Below are 17,095 nucleotides of genomic sequence, written 5' to 3'. Positions count from 1 at the left end.
TCATCGGAGCGGCTTGCTCAGGGAGATGCGGCTGTGGCCCGGCGGAAAATCGGCGATCTCTCCCACGGGCGCGAAGCCGAGCGTCTCATAGAAGGCGGCGACGCGCCTCTCGAATGTGTCGATATAGACGCCCACGCAGCCGCAGTCCCGCGCGAAGCGCTCCGCCTCCCCCATGAGCCGCGCGCCGAGGCCCTGGCCGCGCCAAGACTCCGCCACCCAGAGATGGCGCACATAGGCCCATCGCCAATGGGTGAGGCCATTGACTCCGCCGATCAGCGCGCCATCTTCCCCGCGCGCCAGAATGGAGAAGGTCTGCTCGGCGCGCGCGCCGAAACGTTCGCTCAGCGCCGCGCCAAGACGCGCCGAAAGCTCCGCCGATTCCGCCGTTTCGATCGACAGAGCGAGCTTTTCAATCTCGATGCTTTTGGCCATGGTCCTGCGCATGACTCGGATGTTCGCTCTTCTATTCTGCGCATGCCTCGCCGGCGCCGCAACTGCGCGCGGCCAAGAAGGGTCCTGTGCGCCGGCGGAAATCGCGCCTGGAGCTGCGTCGACCGCCGAGCGCGTACATGATTATGCGCCGGTCTTCGAGAGCTGCGCGAGCGAAAGCGGCGCGACTCGGCTCGCCATCCGCCGCATGCGCGTCGATGGAGAGGCGCTGCTGCTCGCCGTCGACCCGCAGTCGCTGCAGACGTCGCTGGAGCGCGCCGCGTGCTGGCGCTGCGCCGAGACGAGCGACGCGGCCGAGGAACAGACGCGCTATCTGCAGGCGCTGCGCCCGCCCGCCGACCCGGCGCGTCCGCCGGCGCTCGTCAACGCCGGCCTCATTCATGGGGCGGGCGACGGCGCTTTCGTCACCGGCGACCTCTGCCCCAGCCGCAAGCCGCTCGACCGCGCCTTTTTCGAAGAACTCGCCGCGCAGGGTCCGCACACCCCCGTGACGCTCGCCGTCTCCGGGGGTTGGATCGCGCGCCACGGCGCCGACTTCGCCTGGTTGCGCGAGAAGGCGCGCAGCGGCGCGCTCGACATCGCCTGGGCGAACCACTCCTACAGCCACCCCTATGTCGTCGGACTCGCGGACAGTCGGAATTATCTGCTGCGCCCCGGCGTCGATATGGATCGCGAAATCTTCGAGACCGAGAAGCTCATCATCGCCAATGGCGAAACGCCTTCGGTCTTCTTCCGTTTTCCGGGCCTCGTCGCCGACGGCGCGCTGCTCGACCATATCCGCGCCCGACATCTTGTGGCGCTCGGCGCGGACAGTTGGCTTGCGCTCGGCCCGCCGCCGCGGCCGGGCTCCATCGTGCTGGTGCATCCCAACGGCAATGAGCCCGTGGGCCTGCGGCTGTTTTCCCGGCTCGTCAAGACGGGCAGGCTGCCCCGCCCGCTGCGGCCGATCAATGAGGCGCCGTGAGCCCCGCTATTTCACCAGGTTGACCGTATAGTTGTTATTGCCGCCGATATATTTTTCGCGGAAGCCGACGGTCCGGCATGTCGGCGTGCAACAGGTGTTGATGCACCAATCATAGGCGGTCTGAGGCACGCAAATGTTGAAGGGGCCGCTCCACTTCGTCCCGTCGCTCGATTCGGCGTAATAATAGTAATAAGTGTTAACGCTCTGGAGGTCCTGGCCGAAGACGGTTTTGATCTGCCCCGGCTCCAGTTTCCACCAGCCCTTCTTTTCCCAGTCGCCGCCGTCGGAGCAGCCCGGCGCATACCAGAGAAACGACACCCACACGGTGGCGTTGGTCTTGTTGCGGAATTTGAACCAGGCCTGGGCGGCGCTGGGCGCGAAAGCAATCAGGCTGACGGCCAACGCCGCGAATAGAATCAAAAATCTGCGCATAATCCCCTCCCCGGGAAACGCTTTGGGCTGCAATGACATTCAGGGCTTTGGCTTGGGTTGCTCGGCGGGATCGCGGCGCACGGATCGCGCCTTCGTGGCGACCGTCGGCTCCTTGGAGACTTCTCCGACGCCCGGCCGCGCGTCTTCCTCCCCAGAGACCGGCTTCGCGCTTCCCGGCCCCAGGACTTCCTTTGAAGGCGGTTTGTCGCCGAAATGCTCGGTGCCGCTGACCGCCGCCTCGGAAGGCTTGCGACGCTGGGCCTGCGCCTCTCCGCAAGCGAGGAGGAGCGCGGCGGCGGCGAGCGCCGCAACGAGTTGAAAATTGCGTCTCATGAGAGAACCCCCTTGGAAATCCGCCCGCGCCGCGCCGCGACGCAAGCCCGGCCCAGACGATTGAGCGAGGCTAGGCCCCGGCGGCGCGCCCGTCCTCGTCCGTTTGGATCATAAGCGTCGGGCGTCATGAAACTATTGGCCCCGGCCCGGCCCCCTGCCCCAAATTCCCTTACATTGACAAGGGTTCGCGCGGCTCTTATCTCTCCGGCGGAAAAGCCGCGTCGATCACGACGCCCTCAAGCGGGGCGACGTCGCAAGCGGATGTTTTTCTTGCATGATGCGAGGCTCCGCCCGTCCGCCGTCCTCCGGCGCGCCGAGAAGGCGGCAGACGCTCCGCTGAAGAAAGGTTCGCGGGAATGATCGGCGCCCTCGCCAAGAAGATTTTCGGCTCGGCCAATGACCGCCGCCTCAAGACCTATGCGCCGAAGGTCAAGGCGATCAACGCCCTGGAGCCGCAGCTGGAAGCGCTGACCGACGACGAGCTGCGCGACCGCACCCGTCAGTTTCGCGAGGAGATCGCCGCTGGCAAGGCGCTCGACGATTTGCTCGTCCCCGCCTTCGCCACTGTGCGCGAAGCCGCCAAGCGCACCCTCGGCCAGCGCCATTTCGACGTTCAGCTCATCGGCGGCATGGTGCTGCATGAAGGCGCCATCGCCGAGATGCGCACCGGCGAGGGCAAGACGCTCGTCGCGACGCTCGCGGTCTATCTCAACGCGCTCGCCGGTAAGGGCGTGCATGTCGTCACCGTGAACGACTATCTCGCCAAGCGCGACGCCGAGTGGATGGGGCAGATATACCGATTCCTCGGCATGAGCGTCGGCGTCGTCGTGCACGACATCATGGACGACGAGCGCGCCACGGCCTACGCCTGCGACATCACCTACGGCACCAATAACGAATATGGCTTCGACTATCTGCGCGACAATATGAAATATGAATTCGCGCAGATGGTTCAGCGCGGGCATAGTTTCGCGATCGTCGACGAAGTGGATTCGATCCTCATCGACGAGGCGCGCACGCCGCTCATCATTTCCGGCGCGGTCGACGACAAGTCTGATCTCTACAATACGATCGACGGCCTCATCCCCAAGCTCAACGCCGACGATTTCGAACTGGACGAGAAGCAGCGCACCGTCCATCTGACCGACGCCGGCAACGAACATATGGAAGAGCTGCTGACGGAAGTCGGCGCGCTGACGGAAGGCGCGCTCTACGAAGCGCATAACGTCACGCTGGTGCATCACATCAATCAGGCGCTGCGCGCGCATAAGCTTTTCCAGAAGGACAAGGACTATATCGTCCGCAAGGGCGAAGTGGTCATCATCGACGAATTCACCGGCCGCATGATGCCGGGCCGCCGCTATTCGGAAGGACTGCACCAGGCGCTCGAGGCGAAGGAGCACGTCCAGATCCAGCCCGAGAACGTCACGCTCGCCTCGATCACCTTCCAGAATTATTTCCGCCTCTACGACAAGCTCGCCGGCATGACCGGCACGGCGGCGACCGAGGCGAATGAATTCTCCGAGATCTACAGGCTCGACGTCGTCGAGATTCCGACGAACCGCCCGGTGTGCCGCCTCGACGAGGACGACGAAGTCTATCGCACGGCTAAGGAGAAACTCACCGCCATCGCCGCCGAGGCGCAGGAAGCCAATTCACGGATGCAGCCGCTGCTCGTCGGCACCACCTCGATCGAGAAATCCGAGCAGCTCGCCGAATTCCTGCAGACGCAGGGCTATAAGATGATCGATTTCGGCGATCCCAAGGGCCTCGCCAAGCTCTATGAGGCGGCGCGCTCCGGCAAGCCGCCAAAGCTCTTCGCCGTCCTGAACGCGCGCTTCCACGAGCAGGAAGCCTATATCGTCGCGGAAGCGGGCGTTCCGGGCGCGATCACCATCGCCACCAACATGGCCGGCCGCGGCACCGACATTCAGCTCGGCGGCAATGTCGAGATGCGCGTGACACAGGAATGCGCCGGGCTTGAGGGCGAGGCGCGCGCGAAGAGAGAAGCGGAAATTCGCGAGGAGGTCGCCGCCTTCAAGGAGAAGGCCATCGCCGCCGGCGGCCTCTATATCATCGGCACGGAGCGCCATGAGAGCCGGCGCATCGACAATCAGCTCCGCGGCCGCTCGGGCCGCCAGGGCGACCCCGGCCGCTCGAAATTCTTCCTGTCGCTGCAGGACGATCTCATGCGCATTTTCGGCTCCGAGCGCATGGACTCCATGCTCGTCAAGCTCGGCCTGCAGGAAGGCGAAGCGATCGTCCATCCCTGGATCAACAAGGCGATCGAGAAGGCGCAGCATAAGGTCGAGGCGCGCAATTTCGACATCCGCAAGAACATTCTGAAATTCGACAATGTCATGAACGACCAGCGCAAGGTGATCTTCGAGCGCCGGCGCGAAATCATGACCGACGAAAGCGTCGAGGAGCAGGTCGCCGACATGCGCGCCGACGTGATCGACGCCCTCGTCGCGAGCCGCATTCCGCACGACGCCTATGCGGAGGCCTGGGATGTCGAAGGCCTCGCCGAAGACGTGCGGGCGAAGCTCAATCTCGATTTGCCCATCGCCCAATGGGCGAAGGAAGAGGGCATCGCCGACGAAGAGATCAAGGAGCGCCTGCTAAAGGCGGCCGATGCGGCCTATGCGGAACGCGTCGAAAGGAGCACGGCCCCGCTGATGCGCATGATCGAGAAGCAGGTCGTGCTGCAATCGCTCGACACGCTCTGGCGCGAGCATCTCGTCGCGCTCGATCATCTGCGGCAGGTCATCGGCTGGCGCGGCATGGCGCAGCGCGATCCGCTCAATGAATATAAGTCCGAGGCGCTGGAGCTCTTCAAGAGCCTGATGACGCGCTGGGACGAAGCGGTCATCGCCCAGTTGATGCGGGTCGAAGTCTCCTTCGAGGCGCCGCCTTCTGCGCCCCCCGAACTGCCGCCGATGGAAATGTCGCATCCCAATCCCGAGGCGCTTATCGGCTCCGGCTCGCAGGCCGCCCTCGACGATCTCAATGCGCGGCTCGCGACGGCGGATTTCTCCCCGCGCGGGCTTGCGGCGATGAGCGAGGCGACGGCGCAGCAGCGCGATCCCGCCAATCCGGGGACATGGGGCAAGGTCGGCCGCAACGAACTCTGTCCCTGCGGCTCCGGCAAGAAATACAAGCATTGCCACGGCGCGCTTGTCTGAGCCGAAGATGAGGCGAGCCATGTGGAAGATCGGCGTCTCGGCGCTCATGTCGTCGCTGGCTTCCTCCGCCTCGGCCCGCGTCGATTGGGTTCAGGTCTCCAAAGATGATTTTTCCACTGTCTATTTGGATCCCGGCTCGCGGCGGATATCGCCCGACGGAATCGTCACGGTCGACGCGCTGACCGACTACAACGCCGCCTCGCCCAAAGCCGCCGCCTTCGGCCTTGCGGCGAAAGGGCTTTCGGAAATCGAGAAAGTGTCCTTCGATTGCGTCAATCGGAAATACCGATCCGAGGGGGGCGGCTGGCGTGAAGGCCAGATGGGCGAAGGGAAAATCACCAAGCCCTATCCGGGGAAAGACGGCTGGTCGCCGACGCCGCCCTATTACGACGGACTCTTCGCGCGCGTTTGCTCAAGCGAGCCATCGAAATAGCGTCCGATCCGATTTGAACCGCCTCATGCCTCAGAATATAAGCGCAGCGCGGTTGAAGCGCCGCTGTCCCGCGCCGGGCGGGAAAGCGGCCGCCGCAGGCGTTTGCAGGAGCTTGTCGTGACCGCAATCGATTTCTCCAAAGTCCTCGTCGCGCAGGGCGGCGGCCCGACCGCCGTCATCAACCAGTCGCTCGTCGGCGTCGCGCTTGAGTCCCGCAAGTTCCGCGAGGTGGAGCGCGTCTATGGCGCCTTCCACGGCGTGCGCGGCATCGTCAATGAGGACTTCGTCGACCTCACCCAGGAGACGACGCATAATCTCGAACTCGTCGCCTGCACGCCGTCATCCGCGCTCGGCTCGACGCGTGAGAAGCCCGACCTGAAATATTGCCAGGAGATTTTCCGTGTGCTGCGCGCGCATGGTATCGGCTGCTTCTTTTATATCGGCGGCAATGATTCATCCGACACGGTGCGCATCGTCTCGGAGGAGGCGAAGAAGGCCGGCTATCCGCTACGGACCGTCCATATTCCGAAAACCATCGACAATGATCTGATGGTGAACGACCACACGCCGGGCTTTCCTTCTGCGGCGCGCTGGGTGGCGCAGGCCTTCGCCGGGGCCAATCTCGACAATTGGGCGCTGCCCGGCGTCTATATCGCCATCGTCATGGGCCGGCACGCGGGCTTCCTCACCGCCGCCTCGGCGCTCGGCAAGAAATTCCCTGACGACGGGCCGCATCTCATCTATATCCCCGAGCGCGCCTTCATCATCGACAAGTTCCTCGCCGACGTGAAGGCGACGGTGGATAAATACGGCCGCTGCGTCGTCGCCGTCTCGGAAGGCGTCTGCGACGAAAATCATACGCCCATTGCCGAAAAACTCGCCAAATCGGTCGAGCGGGACGATCACGGCAATGTGCATCTGGGCGGCGGCGCGCTCGCCGACGAACTGACCCAGCTCGTCAAGGACAGGCTTGGGTATAAGCGGGTGCGCGCCGACACCTTCGGCTATGTGCAGCGAAGCTTCGTCGGCTGCGTCTCCGACGTCGACCAGCGCGAGGCGCGGGAGGTCGGCGAAAAGGCCGTCCAATACGGCATTTGGGGCGAGAAGGACGGCTCCGTGACGATCCACCGCACCGGCTTTTACTCGGTGGACTACCATCTGACCCCTCTTGAAGAGATCGCCGCCAAGACCAAAGTCATGCCCGACGAGTTCATCGGCCCGTCGGGGACGGACGTGACCGACGCCTTCCGCCTCTATCTGCGGCCCCTACTCGGCAGCGGCATGCCCGACGCTTATCGGCTGCGGCTCAATCGCGTGCCCAAAATCCTGACGGCGTGACGCAAATTTCACCCTAGACGCCGGGCGCCTTTCTTGCTTGCCTGAGACTCCCGGCGAAGGTTGCCAATTGGCCTCCGCCTAAAATACAGTAGTCTGTCAGGGGTTCCACAGGCGCGCGTCGCTGACGGCCGACGATGGACGGGGGCGACGACGCCAAACGCCTCCATCTTTTGTTAGGCTGACGCCGCTACCAAATTAGTTTGGGCCGATTCGTCCGACGAGCCGGCCCAGCGGGAGAAAGACATGAGCAAAGTCGGCGGCGGCGATTCGAAGAATACGCTTTACTGCTCCTTCTGCGGTAAAAGTCAGCATGAAGTGCGCAAGCTCATCGCTGGCCCGACGGTGTTCATCTGCGACGAATGCGTCGAACTCTGCATGGACATCATCCGCGAGGAGAACAAATCCTCGCTCGTGAAGCAGCGGGACGGCATTCCGACGCCGCGAGAGATATGCAAAGTTCTTGACGACTATGTGATCGGCCAGGCCCAGGCGAAACGCGTCCTCTCGGTCGCCGTCCATAATCACTACAAGCGCCTGAACCATGCGACGAAGCACGGGGACGTCGAGCTCGCCAAGTCCAACATCCTGCTCATCGGCCCGACCGGCGTCGGCAAGACCATGCTGGCGCAGACGCTCGCGCGCATTCTGGACGTGCCCTTCACCATGGCCGACGCCACGACGCTGACCGAGGCGGGCTATGTCGGCGAGGACGTCGAGAACATAATTCTGAAGCTGCTGCAGGCGTCCGACTATAATGTCGAGCGCGCCCAGCGCGGCATCGTCTATGTCGACGAAATCGACAAGATTTCGCGCAAATCCGACAACCCCTCGATCACCCGCGACGTCTCGGGCGAAGGCGTCCAGCAGGCGCTGCTCAAGATCATGGAGGGCACCATCGCCTCCGTGCCGCCGCAGGGCGGACGCAAGCATCCGCAGCAGGAGTTCCTGCAGGTCGACACGACCAACATCCTCTTCATCTGCGGCGGCGCCTTCGCCGGGCTCGAAAAGATCATCTCCGCCCGCGGCCGCAGCACCTCGATCGGCTTCGCCGCCACGGTCCAAGCGCCCGACGAGCGCCGCACCGGCGATATTTTCCGCCAGGTGCAGCCGGAGGACCTGCTGAAGTTCGGGCTGATCCCGGAATTCGTCGGCCGCCTCCCGGTCATCGCCACCCTAGAGGACCTCGACGAGGAGGCGCTGAAGAAAATCCTCACCGAGCCCAAGAACGCGCTGGTCAAGCAGTATCAGCGCCTGTTCGAGATGGAGAATGTCGAGCTGACCTTCCAGGACGACGCATTGTCTTCCGTCGCTCGCAAGGCGATCGAACGCCGCACCGGCGCGCGCGGCCTGCGTTCGATCATGGAGGGCATATTGCTCGACACCATGTTCGACCTGCCGGGCCTTGAGGGCGTCGAACAGGTCGTGATCGGGCCGGAAGTCGTCGAGGGCAAGGCCCGGCCGCTTTATATTTACGCGGAACGCAGCGAGAAGAGCGGCGGCGCCAGCGCCTGAGCGGGCGCCCCGTTGCAGCGGCGAGTCACAGCGCAGGGGAGCCGCGCGGCCGCGCCTTGAATCGATTGTTCGCGTATCCCATTTTGCGTTCAAGGGGATTCGGGCGGCCTGGACCGACGCATCCCCATCGGCGTGATAACGGAAAGCGACCGTATCGCGGCTTGGCCTGAAAATCGCTGCGTACTCGCGTCGCCGCCAAGCGGGGCGCGCCAACTGACAGGGCACAAAAAAATGTCGAATGAAAAGCGCGACGCCATCACGCCCGGAGCCGTGGAAAGCTATCCCGTGCTGCCGCTCCGGGATATTGTCGTTTTTCCGCATATGATCGTTCCGCTTTTCGTCGCGCGCGAGAAATCCATCCGTGCGCTCGAAGAGGTGACGAAATCCGACCGGCTGATCCTGCTCGCCACCCAGAAGAACGCCGGCGACGACGATCCCGCCACCGACGCCATCTATTCGATCGGCACGCTCGCCTCTGTCCTGCAGCTCCTCAAGCTCCCCGACGGCACGGTGAAGGTGCTCGTTGAAGGCGTGGCGCGCGCCAGCGTGCGCAATTATTCGCGCTCCGACGACTATTACGAGGCGGACGCCGAGCCGCTCGCCGATGAACTCGGCTCGCCGGTCGAGGTCGAGGCGCTCGGCCGCTCGGTCGTCGGCGAATTCGAAAATTACGTGAAGCTCAACAAGCGCGTGTCTTCCGAGGTCGTCGGCGCGGTGACGCAGATCGACGATTATTCGAAGCTCGCCGACACGATCGCCTCGCATCTTTCGGTCAAGATCGCCGAGAAGCAGGACGTCCTGGAGACGGTGAACGTCGTCAAGCGCCTTGAGAAGTGCCTGTCGCTGATGGAGAGCGAAATCTCCGTGCTGCAGGTCGAAAAGCGCATCCGCACGCGCGTCAAGCGCCAGATGGAGAAGACGCAGCGCGAATATTATCTCAACGAGCAGATGAAGGCGATCCAGAAGGAGCTGGGCGACGAGGACGGCAAGGACGATCTCGCCGAGCTCGAGGAGCGCATTAAGAACACCAAGCTCTCGAAGGAGGCGCGCGACAAGGCCTTCGCCGAATTCAAGAAACTGCGGCAGATGTCGCCGATGTCGGCGGAAGCGACCGTCGTGCGCAACTATCTCGACTGGATCCTCTCGATCCCGTGGGGCAAGCGCTCGAAGGTCAAGCGCGACCTCGAACAGGCGCAGACGGTGCTCGACGCCGAGCATTTCGGCCTCGACAAGGTCAAGGAGCGCATTCTCGAATATCTCGCCGTGCAGAGCCGCGCCAATAAGCTGACCGGCCCGATCCTGTGCCTCGTCGGCCCGCCCGGCGTCGGCAAGACCTCGCTCGGCAAATCGATCGCCAAGGCGACGGGCCGCGAATTCGTGCGCATGTCGCTGGGCGGCGTGCGCGACGAGGCGGAAATCCGCGGCCACCGGCGCACCTATATCGGCTCCATGCCGGGCAAGATCATCCAGTCGATGCGCAAGGCGAAGACGTCCAATCCGCTCTTCCTCCTCGACGAGATCGACAAGATGGGCATGGACTTCCGCGGCGATCCGTCCTCGGCGCTGCTCGAAGTGCTCGACCCGGAGCAGAACGCAACCTTCAACGACCATTACCTCGAAGTCGATTACGACCTTTCGAACGTGATGTTCGTCACGACGGCGAATACGCTGAATATCCCGGCGCCCCTGATGGACCGCATGGAGATCATCCGCATCGCCGGCTATACGGAAGACGAAAAGGCCGAGATCGCGCGCCGGCACCTCATCCCCAATGCGGTGCATAAGCATGGGCTCGCGCCGGAAGAATGGATGATCGCCGACGACGGTCTGCTCACCCTCATTCGCCGCTATACGCGCGAAGCGGGCGTGCGTAATCTCGAACGCGAAATCTCCAACCTCGCGCGCAAGGCGGTGAAGGAAATCCTTCTCAAGAAAAAGGACAAGATCCTCATCACCAGCGACAACATCGCGGATTATCTCGGCGTGCCGAAATACCGCTATGGCGAAGCCGAGCTGGAAGATCAGGTCGGCGTCGTGACCGGCCTCGCCTGGACCGAGGTCGGCGGCGAACTGCTGACGATCGAAGGCGTCATGATGCCCGGCAAGGGCAAAATGACCGTCACCGGCAATCTGCGCGACGTGATGAAGGAGTCGATCTCGGCGGCCGCGTCTTATGTGCGCTCGCGCGCGGTCGAGTTCGGCGTCGAGCCGCCGCTGTTCGATCGCCGCGACATCCATGTGCATGTGCCGGAAGGCGCGACGCCCAAGGACGGCCCATCGGCGGGCGTCGCCATGGCGACCGCCATCGTCTCGGTCATCACCGGCATTCCGGTGCGGCGCGATCTCGCCATGACCGGCGAGATCACGCTGCGGGGCCGGGTTCTGCCGATTGGCGGCCTGAAGGAGAAGCTCCTCGCGGCGCTGCGCGGCGGCATGAAGAAGGTTCTGATCCCGGAGGAGAACGCCAAGGATCTGGCGGACATCCCCGACGCGGTGAAGAACGGGTTGGAGATCGTGCCGGTCGGGCGCATGGATGAAGTGCTCAAACATGCGCTCGTCTCGCAGCCGACGCCCATCACTTGGGAAGAGGACGCCGCCGCGATCGCCAAGCATAATGCGACTATCGCCGACGACGATGGGTCTGGCGTTCGCGCCCACTGATCGATTGAGACGAGATCACGCTGCATTTTTTCGCGGCGCGCTCTAGCGAATGAATTGAAAGCCCCGCAAGAGCCCCGCTCTTGCGGGGCTTTCTTTTGGCGCGTTTTGCTCGAAACGGCCGCGGCGCGAACGGCCGCAAGCCGCCTGTTTCAGCCAATTTTCGTGACGGGGTGGCCATTTCCCCCGGATTTCCGGCCTTTTTTCGTCCCTGTTGGCCCGTATCCCTTGCATTTGCAGCGATTCGCGCCCAACACTCGCCATCGCTGCGTGACGCCGATTCGAGATCGCGCTCTTTCGCGCCCCGCGGACCGCAGCGAAAAAGAAGGAACAGGCCATGGTCAACAAGCTTGAATTAGTCGAACATGTCGCGGCCGCGACCGACAGCTCGAAGGCTGCCGCGGCGGCGGCCATCGACGCCGTGCTCGACGGCATCACCAAGGCTCTCAAAAAGGGAGACGAAGTCCGTCTCGTCGGCTTCGGCACGTTCTCGGTCAAGAAGCGCGCGGCCGGCAAGGGCCGCAACCCGGCGACCGGCGAAGAGATCAAGATTCCTGCGTCCAAGAGCGCCCGCTTCAAGCCCGGCGCGACGCTGAAGACGGCGCTCAACAAGACCAAGTAAGCCCGCGCGCGCCGCCTTTAAGAGGCGCGCCAGAGAGGGGTCGCCATCCTTTCACCGCAGACGGCCGTCGGAGCGCTCCGGCGGCCGTCGCCATTTGAGCGCTATCTTTCCGGATGGAAGAGCGCCGCGCTTGCCTCGCGCGGGCGCCGACTTTAAAAACCGAGCCGCGGCCATCTTCTTCGCTGGACCGGGCGGTTAGCTCAGTTGGTAGAGCATCTCGTTTACACCGAGAGGGTCGGCGGTTCGAGCCCGTCACCGCCCACCATCGGCGATGGGGTCGCTGGCCGCGGCCCGCGAATTCATGTTTGCCGAATTCGTGCTAGGCTTTAGGTCGCAATGGCGTCGGGATAGGAAGGCCGCACGGATGAAGCTGATCGAAACCATCGTCCTCGCCCTTTGCCTCGGCTTCTTTGTGGGGGCCGGCGCGGCGCGCGCCGAGGAGATGAACTTTCGCGTCATCGGGCTGAACTCGGGGGGCTGCGGCGCAAACTGCCCGCAGGTGGTCGCCGCCCAGGGCGAGATCGGCGAGGCGACGCCTGACGCCTTTCTCGCCTTCGTGCGCGAGAATGTCGGCGGCGGCAATCTGCACGGCATCGTGCTGCTTGATTCTCCCGGCGGCAAGGTCGTCGCCTCGATGGAGCTTGGCCAGGCGATCCGTAAGCTCGGCATGGCTGTCATCGTCGCCCGTCCCGCGGCGGATATGTCGCGGCAGAATATGTCGCTCGTCTCGGGCCGCTGCTACTCGGCCTGCGTCTACGCGCTGATGGGCGGCAAGAAGCGCGTCATTCCCGCGCAAAGCCGCGTCGGCGTCCATCGCATGTTCAACTATTCGACGAGTTTCGACTTCTCCGAGGGCGGGATCGTGCATGAGCGCAATTACGACGACGGCGGCATGCGCGCCATGCTTTCGCGCTACGCGAATATGATGGGCGTCAGCACCGACCTCGTTAATCTCGCCGAACGCACGTCGCCCGATCAGCTCTATATGCTGACCGGCGCCGACATCGCGCGCTGGCGGCTCGGATCGCGCAAACTCTAAAGCGCGCTTCCCTCCATCGAAGATCACAAGCAGGACGCCAAATGAAACATATTCTCGACGGGCTCGAACAGCGGCGCGCCTCCGCGCGGCTTGGCGGCGGACATAAGCGCATCGAGGCGCAGCACGCCCGCGGCAAGCTCACCGCGCGCGAGCGCATCGATCTCTTGCTCGACCATGGGTCTTTCGAAGAATTCGATATGTTCGTCGCCCATCGCTGCGCCGATTTCGGCATGGATCAGGGCGAGAAGATTTCGGGCGACGGCGTCGTCACCGGCTGGGGCACGGTCAATGGCCGCGCCGTCTTCGTCTTCGCCAAGGACTTCACCGTGTTCGGCGGCTCGCTCTCGGAGACGCACGCGCAGAAGATCACCAAGCTGCAGGATATGGCGCTCAAGAACCGCGCGCCGATCATCGGCCTCTTCGATGCGGGCGGCGCGCGCATTCAGGAAGGCGTTGCGGCGCTCGGCGGCTATGGCGAGGTGTTTCAGCGCAATGTGCTCGCCTCAGGCGTCATTCCGCAAATTTCCGTCATCATGGGCCCCTGCGCCGGCGGCGACGTCTATTCGCCGGCGATGACCGACTTCATCTTCATGGTGCGCGACACGAGTTATATGTTCGTCACCGGCCCCGACGTCGTGAAGACCGTCACTAATGAGACGGTGACGGCGGAAGAGCTTGGCGGCGCCTCGGTGCACACGACGAAGAGCTCGATCGCCGACCGCGCCTATGACAATGACGTCGAGGCGCTGTTGCAGATGCGCCGGCTGATCGATTTCCTGCCCGCCTCCAACGGAGAAGCTGCGCCCGAATGGCCGAGCTTCGACAACGTCGCCCGTTTCGACGATTCGCTCGACACGCTCGTGCCCGATAATCCCAACAAGCCGTACGACATCAAGGAGCTGATCCATAAGGTCGTCGACGAGGGCGACTTCTTCGAGATCCAGGAGGCGCACGCCAGAAACATCGTCGTCGGCTTCGGCCGCATCGAGGGCCGCACCGTCGGCTTCGTCGCCAATCAGCCTCTCGTGCTCGCCGGCGTCCTCGACATCGACGCCTCCAAGAAGGCCGCGCGCTTCGTGCGCTTCTGCGACTGTTTCAATATTCCGATCGTCACTTTCGTCGACGTGCCGGGCTTTCTGCCGGGCACGGCGCAGGAATATGGCGGCCTCATCAAGCATGGCGCGAAGCTGCTGTTCGCCTACGCCGAAGCGACCGTGCCGAAGGTGACGCTGATCACGCGCAAGGCTTTCGGCGGCGCTTATGACGTCATGGCGTCGAAGCATCTGCGCGGCGACGTGAACTATGCCTGGCCCTCGGCGCAGATCGCCGTGATGGGCGCCAAGGGCGCGGTCGAGATTATCTTCCGCGCCGACATCGGCGATCCCGAAAAGATTGCGCAGCGCACCAAGGAATATGAGGACCGTTTCCTCTCTCCCTTCGTCGCGGCGGAGCGCGGCTATATCGACGAAGTCATCATGCCGCACAGCACGCGCAAGCGAATCGCGCGCGCGCTCGCGCTGCTGCGCAATAAGCAGCTGCAAAATCCCTGGAAGAAGCACGACAACATACCGCTGTGACGCAAGCGGCGCGCGGCGGATCGCTCTGCGACGGCGCCGACTTGCGCCACTTTGGCGCAGGCGCGCCGACGACGCCCAAAATGACGGCGCCGTGACTTCAAAATTCCACAGACTGCACATTTTTGGAGTGACAGCCTTTGGATTTTGTCATAGTGTCCGCCTCGCCAGGTTGGCTGGGATATTACTTCGCGCCGAATGGGTTGCGGGAAATCGCCCAGCTACGGTCCAAGTCGGGGAGGACGCCGAACGGAACGCGGTTCGCCAGAGGCTCGCAAGACGAGCCGCCGCGAACAGGTGATCGGAGCGACTTAAAGACTTCGGAGCCAGGCGTTTCTTTCGGTAAAGGACGGGGTGCCAAAGAGTGGGGAGCGGCGGGCCGCCATCCCCGCTCTTTGTGTTTTAAGCGGCGCGTTTTTGCACGACGACGCCCGCGCTCGATTGACGAATGTCATGGCGCCACGGCTTTGTCGCCTTGACGGGCGACGGCGCGCTTCCTACCTTCCGCGCACGCTTCGCGCCATCAAATCCCGCCAACGAAAGGCCCTCCATGTCCACGCAAAAAGTCACCGATGACACTTTCGAGCAGGAAGTGCTGAAATCCGCCGAGCCGGTCGTCGTCGACTTCTGGGCGGAATGGTGCGGCCCCTGCAAGATGATCGCGCCCGCGCTCGAGGAAATCGCGACGGAGCTCAAGGGCAAGGTCAAAGTGGTCAAGCTCAATGTCGACGAAAATCCCGGCGTCGCCGGCAAACTCGGCATTCGCTCGATTCCGACGCTCATCGTCTTCAAGGACGGCAAGGCCGCGTCGCAAAAGGTCGGCGCGGCGCCCAAGGGCGAATTGGCGCGCTGGATCACCGGCGCCGTCGCCTGACCAAACCTCTATAACGCCGGCGCGAGCCAGATCGCCGCGCCGGCGCAAAGGACCGCGAGCGCGGACACGGCCGCGAGCCGCAAGCCCATGGGCGCGCCGCCGATAATCCAGCCCATAGCCGTCTTGGCAATGGTATTCGAGAGCAGCGCCAGCAGGATGGCGCCGGCGGCGGCCGTCGCGCCGATCTCGGCCGCGCCCAAGCGCGCCATGGCGAGGCTGATCGCATCGACGTCCACGACGCCGGAAATCGCCGCGAGCGCGAAGGCGCCGGCGCTGCCGGCGAAATGGGTCATGATCCGCGAGAGGATCATCACCGCTGAGAGCAGCGCGCCAAATTTCAGCACGGCGATGAGATCGAGCGGATTGCCGAGCGTAAAATCGCGCGACTCCTCCGGCCTGTCATCGCCGCTTCGCCGCAACAGAACATAGCCAGCAAGCGCGAAGACGACGCCCGCCGCGACGAGCGGGGCCGCGAGTCGCAGGCCAAGATTCGGATTGAGCAGGGCGACGATCGCCAAGAGCCGCGGCGCCATAATGGCGCTGGCGAAAACGGCGCCGGCCGCGAGCACATTCGTCTGCCCCGGATTTTCGCGCGCGAGCCGCGACATCGCCGCGGTCGCCGCAGTGGAGGACGCAAGCCCGCCCGCAAGGCCCGCGACGGCGACGCCCTTGCGATAGCCAACAATTTTAACGGCGACATAGCCGGCGAAGGAGATGGCGCCGATCAGCACCGTCATCAGCCAGAGCTGGAAGGGAACGATGGCGCCCCAGGGATCGATCGCGTCGTTGGGGAGAACCGGAAGCAGGATGAAGCTCATCGCGAGCAGCGCCAGTCCCGAGCGCAGTTCGTCCCAGGTCACGCGTTTGACGACGCCGTGCAGAAAGGATTTGAGCGCGAGAATCGCCGCCGTCGCGACGGCCGCGGCGGCGGCGGCCTGCATGTCGCCGATCACGGCGAAAGCGCCGAGCGCGAAGGCGAGCGACACGGCGACGGCCGTCGTCGCGCCGAATGTCTCGTCATGCTGGATTTCGCGAAAACGGTAAACGCCGATCAATGCGCCGACGAAGACGAAGGCCAATGCGAGCGCGATGACGCCCACGGCCCCATAGGGCTGCACGATCGCGGCCCAGACGCCGCCGAGAAGCGCCGCGAGCCCGTTCGTGCGCAAGCCGGCGGCGCGTTCTCCCTCCGCCTCCTCGCGCGCGCTCCAGCCGCGTTCGAGACCGATGAGCAGGCCGATCGCCAGCGCGACGGAGAGACGCTGGATGAGGTCGACCGTGTCCATCTCATACATTGAGGCTCTCTCTCGCTTAGAGCAAATTCTTAAAAAGTTGACAGGCTTTTTCGATCAGAACTCGCTCCAGTTTAATGGCGCGATTTCTAATCGATCAGACGATTCCGTCTGATCGGAAAGCGCACGTCGCCGCCGCTTGATAAGAGGTAGTGCGTCGCGGGACGACGCGAAACGATTTTATCGAGATAAGGGAAACGCCGATGACCAGCCCCCTGCAGCCGTCGCGTCGCTCGGCCGTCGCGCCGTTCATGGCGATGGACGCGCTCCGCGAAGCGAGGACGCTCGAACGCGCGGGACGGCGCATCATTCATCTGGAGCTCGGCGAACCCGGCGCGCCGGCGCCGCGTCTCGCGCGCGAGGCGGCCATGGCGGCGCTGCGCGACGGC

Annotated in this window: 14 protein-coding genes, 1 tRNA gene and 1 pseudogene; 12 read left to right on the top strand and 4 right to left on the bottom strand. The window is 63.9% G+C overall.

Going from position 1 to position 17,095, the window contains the following annotated elements; genetic code table 11:
• Window positions 1–432, bottom strand: a complete 432-nt coding sequence (locus tag V3H18_RS07925; RefSeq protein ID WP_332081470.1) for a GNAT family N-acetyltransferase — start codon at window positions 430–432, stop codon at window positions 1–3.
• A 19-nt stretch (window positions 433–451) separates the two neighbouring features.
• On the opposite strand from V3H18_RS07925, the gene V3H18_RS07920 reads away from it, so the two are divergent.
• The gene (locus tag V3H18_RS07920; protein ID WP_332081469.1) at window positions 452–1,414 is read left to right on the top strand and encodes a polysaccharide deacetylase family protein; all 963 of its coding nucleotides are present in this window, start codon (window positions 452–454) and stop codon (window positions 1,412–1,414) included.
• A 6-nt stretch (window positions 1,415–1,420) separates the two neighbouring features.
• Here V3H18_RS07920 and V3H18_RS07915 read toward each other — a convergent pair whose 3' ends face one another.
• Together V3H18_RS07915 and V3H18_RS07910 are read right to left on the bottom strand one after the other, a co-directional pair.
• Window positions 1,421–1,846, bottom strand: coding sequence for a DUF1036 domain-containing protein (locus tag V3H18_RS07915; RefSeq protein ID WP_332081468.1), 426 nt, complete (start codon window positions 1,844–1,846; stop codon window positions 1,421–1,423).
• 39 nt (window positions 1,847–1,885) lie between these two features.
• Complete coding sequence (locus V3H18_RS07910) at window positions 1,886–2,179, bottom strand: hypothetical protein (RefSeq protein WP_332081467.1); 294 nt, start codon at window positions 2,177–2,179, stop codon at window positions 1,886–1,888.
• A 356-nt stretch (window positions 2,180–2,535) separates the two neighbouring features.
• Between V3H18_RS07910 and secA the strand changes: the two genes are divergently transcribed.
• From secA to trxA, 10 genes are all read left to right on the top strand, one after another.
• Entirely contained in the window at window positions 2,536–5,364 is a 2,829-nt protein-coding gene (gene secA, locus V3H18_RS07905; RefSeq protein ID WP_332081466.1) for a preprotein translocase subunit SecA, read from the top strand.
• A gap of 19 nt (window positions 5,365–5,383) precedes the next feature.
• Window positions 5,384–5,797, top strand: coding sequence for a surface-adhesin E family protein (locus tag V3H18_RS07900; protein WP_332081465.1), 414 nt, complete (start codon window positions 5,384–5,386; stop codon window positions 5,795–5,797).
• Between the two features lie 117 nt (window positions 5,798–5,914).
• The gene (locus tag V3H18_RS07895; protein WP_332081464.1) at window positions 5,915–7,135 is read left to right on the top strand and encodes a 6-phosphofructokinase; all 1,221 of its coding nucleotides are present in this window, start codon (window positions 5,915–5,917) and stop codon (window positions 7,133–7,135) included.
• Window positions 7,136–7,378: 243 nt separating this feature from the next.
• Window positions 7,379–8,647 carry an ATP-dependent Clp protease ATP-binding subunit ClpX gene (gene clpX, locus V3H18_RS07890; RefSeq protein ID WP_332081463.1) on the top strand — a complete coding sequence of 423 codons (1,269 nt, stop codon included), beginning with the start codon at window positions 7,379–7,381 and terminating at the stop codon, window positions 8,645–8,647.
• Between the two features lie 231 nt (window positions 8,648–8,878).
• Window positions 8,879–11,308, top strand: a complete 2,430-nt coding sequence (gene lon / locus V3H18_RS07885) for an endopeptidase La (protein ID WP_332081462.1) — start codon at window positions 8,879–8,881, stop codon at window positions 11,306–11,308.
• Window positions 11,309–11,591: 283 nt separating this feature from the next.
• Window positions 11,592–11,927, top strand: a complete 336-nt coding sequence (locus V3H18_RS07880) for an HU family DNA-binding protein (RefSeq protein ID WP_332081512.1) — start codon at window positions 11,592–11,594, stop codon at window positions 11,925–11,927.
• 189 nt (window positions 11,928–12,116) lie between these two features.
• Window positions 12,117–12,192: transfer RNA gene (locus tag V3H18_RS07875), tRNA-Val, on the top strand.
• A gap of 99 nt (window positions 12,193–12,291) precedes the next feature.
• On the top strand, window positions 12,292–12,966 hold the full coding sequence (locus tag V3H18_RS07870) for a COG3904 family protein (RefSeq protein ID WP_332081461.1): 675 nt from the start codon (window positions 12,292–12,294) through the stop codon (window positions 12,964–12,966).
• Window positions 12,967–13,007: 41 nt separating this feature from the next.
• Window positions 13,008–14,543, top strand: coding sequence for an acyl-CoA carboxylase subunit beta (locus tag V3H18_RS07865; protein WP_332081460.1), 1,536 nt, complete (start codon window positions 13,008–13,010; stop codon window positions 14,541–14,543).
• A 547-nt stretch (window positions 14,544–15,090) separates the two neighbouring features.
• The gene (gene trxA / locus V3H18_RS07860) at window positions 15,091–15,414 is read left to right on the top strand and encodes a thioredoxin (protein ID WP_332081459.1); all 324 of its coding nucleotides are present in this window, start codon (window positions 15,091–15,093) and stop codon (window positions 15,412–15,414) included.
• An 8-nt stretch (window positions 15,415–15,422) separates the two neighbouring features.
• Here the strand turns inward: trxA and V3H18_RS07855 are convergent, their stop codons facing one another.
• Window positions 15,423–16,709, bottom strand: coding sequence for an MgtC/SapB family protein (locus V3H18_RS07855; RefSeq protein WP_332081458.1), 1,287 nt, complete (start codon window positions 16,707–16,709; stop codon window positions 15,423–15,425).
• Window positions 16,710–16,909: 200 nt separating this feature from the next.
• Here V3H18_RS07855 and V3H18_RS07850 point away from each other — a divergent pair.
• A pseudogene (locus V3H18_RS07850) lies at window positions 16,910–17,095 on the top strand (pyridoxal phosphate-dependent aminotransferase); the annotation flags it as partial.

Source organism: Methylocystis borbori, assembly GCF_036576025.1.
Classification (GTDB): domain Bacteria; phylum Pseudomonadota; class Alphaproteobacteria; order Rhizobiales; family Beijerinckiaceae; genus Methylocystis; species Methylocystis borbori.
The sequence above is the reverse complement of the archived record's forward strand: the minus strand, read 5'-3'. Positions and strand labels throughout refer to the sequence as shown.